General features: G+C 62.3%; 3 protein-coding genes. All 3 read left to right on the top strand.

Going from position 1 to position 2,375, the window contains the following annotated elements; all coding sequences use genetic code 11:
• Nucleotides 1–857 (top strand): glycosyltransferase (locus tag ACESL8_RS08625; RefSeq protein ID WP_372917854.1); only part of this gene is annotated, 857 nt, incomplete at its 5' end.
• A 153-nt stretch (nucleotides 858–1,010) separates the two neighbouring features.
• Nucleotides 1,011–1,964, top strand: a complete 954-nt coding sequence (locus ACESL8_RS08620) for a hypothetical protein (protein ID WP_372917852.1) — start codon at nucleotides 1,011–1,013, stop codon at nucleotides 1,962–1,964.
• A gap of 49 nt (nucleotides 1,965–2,013) precedes the next feature.
• Nucleotides 2,014–2,375 (top strand): sugar nucleotidyltransferase (locus ACESL8_RS08615; protein WP_372917850.1); only part of this gene is annotated, 362 nt, incomplete at its 3' end.

Raw genomic sequence — 2,375 nt, 5'->3', positions numbered from 1 at the left:
GGCTCGATGCCGTTCCAGAATCGACCGAGATGGCCGCCTTTTCCGCGCCGCCAGTGGCCAAGCCGCTGCCGCTGACCGAACTCGCCGATCCGGCGATGGGCCGCGGCGGGGTGGTGGCACCGCTCACGCTCATCATATCCCCGACCAATCGGGGATTTGCCGGCGGCAACAATGTGGGCCTGCGCTACCTGCTGGGCGACGGCCAGCTCAAGCATTTCTGGTTGCTCAACAACGATACGGTGGTGGCGCCCGATGCCGCGGTCAGCCTGTTGTCGCGCATGATGGCAACGCCGCGCGTGGGCATGTGCGGCACGGTGGTGCGGCACTACTGGGCACCGGATCGTATCCAGGCGCTGAACGGTTCATCTTACAATATTTTCACCGGCAACGGCCGCTCGCTGGGCGGGGAACAACTGGCAACCATCAGGTACAGCCCGCAGGACGTGGCCGACGCCACCGATTTCGTGCTGGGCGCAAGCCTCGCCGTCAGCCGTGGTTTCCTGAACAATGTCGGCCTGATGCAAGAGGATTATTTCCTTTATTTCGAAGAGATCGATTGGGCGGTTCGCAACCGACGGCTCGGAACGCGCGCCTATGAAACCGCCTTTGCCCACGGCGCAACCGTGTTTCACAAGGCTGGCAGATCGATCGGATCGGGCAGCGCCCGCGCCAAACGCAGCGCATTTGCCGATTATTGGCTGGCCCGGTCGCGGCTGAAATTCACCTGGCGGCATTATCTGTGGCTGTGGCCGCTGCACTGGCTGATCGCCTGGGGCCAGGTATTGCGGCGGCTGACGCGGCGGCAGGGCGGCAATGCCAGCGCCATCATCCGCGCCGCACTGGGCCGGCCCTATTGACCTGCGATCACGCGCCATTGACCATTTCGGCGCAGGGCGGCAAGAGGAACAATGCTTTGGATGAGCCGCTGGCGGTCTGTCCGAAATCAAATAGCCGGAAATCAAGATGCCCGGAATGAAAATGCCCGGAATGAAAATGGTGGGAGTGACGTGATGAAGACAACGCATGTTCCGATGCTGCTGGCCGCCGTGGCCGCCGTGGCGCTCGCCGGCTGCAGTAACGACGCCAAGGCCCCGGAAGGCCAAGTGGTGGCAACTGTTGATGGCAAAGACGTCACTATCCACGAAGTCAACGCCGAAATCACTGGCATGGGCGCGCAAGCCCAGACGGCGCCGCGCAAGCTGGTGGAAGCCGTAGCGCTGTCGCGGGTGGTCGAACGCAAGATGCTATCAGCAGAGGCCCGCACCAAAAAGCTGGATCAGTCGCCGCAGTTTGTGTTGGCCAAGGCCCGCAACGATGAAAATCTGCTGGTGCAGGCGCTGCAGGCCGAAGTGGCCGGCAAGGTGCTTCAGACCCCGCGTGAAGGCGCGCAAAAATTCATCAGCGACAATCCGATCATGTTTGCCGAACGCCGCATCATGACGCTGGACCAGATCCAGTTCCTGCGCACCCCCAAGTTCACCGGCCTGCCGCTGAAGGACGCCAAAACCATGCAGCAGGTGGAGCAGTTGCTGCTGGAATCAAATATCGAATATCGCCGGGCGCCGCAGCAAATCGACACGTTGGTGCTCGATCCGCGCCTGAGCCAGGAATTCCTCAAGCTGTCCAAAGGCCCGAACGGCGAGCCGTTCATGTACACCGACCAGCCGCAGGGCGCGCCTGCCCCCGTCGTTTACGTGAACGTGGTTGCCGAGATGAAGCCCGAGCCGTTCCTCGGCGAAAAGGCCATCAGCTACGCCCAGCAGGTGATCCAGCGCCAAGAAGTCGGCAAGCGCCTGCAAGCGGAATTGACCCACCTGCGCGAAGCCAACAAAGGCAAGATCACCTATGCCAAGGGCTATGACGCCCCGGACAAGGTAGCGGCATCGCTTGAAAAGGCTGGTGCTGCTGCGCCAGCGGCCAACCCCGGTGCACCGGCCGCGCCAGCCGCACCGGCTGTCAAATAAGCTTCAAGCGGGCGGATCCCCATCCCGCCCGAAGAGGAGTGAAAACCATATGCGGCGCGGGATCATATTGGCCGGCGGATCGGGAACGCGCCTGTATCCGTTGACCAAACCGGTATCGAAGCAGCTGATGCCGGTTTATGATAAACCGATGATCTATTACCCGTTGTCGGTACTGCTGCTGGCCGGCGTGCGGGAAATCCTGATCATCACCACGCCGGCAGACGCGCCCGCGTTCGAAGGCCTGCTGGGCGACGGCAGCCAGTGGGGCATCAGCATCCATTACGCACAGCAGCCGCGCCCGGAAGGGCTGGCGCAAGCCTATCATATCGGGGCTGATTTCGTCGGCGACAAACCCAGCGTGCTGATTTTGGGCGACAACATCTACCACGGGCACGGCCTGCCCGAACTGCT

Source organism: Sandarakinorhabdus sp., from assembly GCF_041689835.1.
Taxonomy (GTDB): domain Bacteria; phylum Pseudomonadota; class Alphaproteobacteria; order Sphingomonadales; family Sphingomonadaceae; genus Sandarakinorhabdus.
This window is presented reverse-complemented; position numbering and strand designations above follow the sequence as displayed.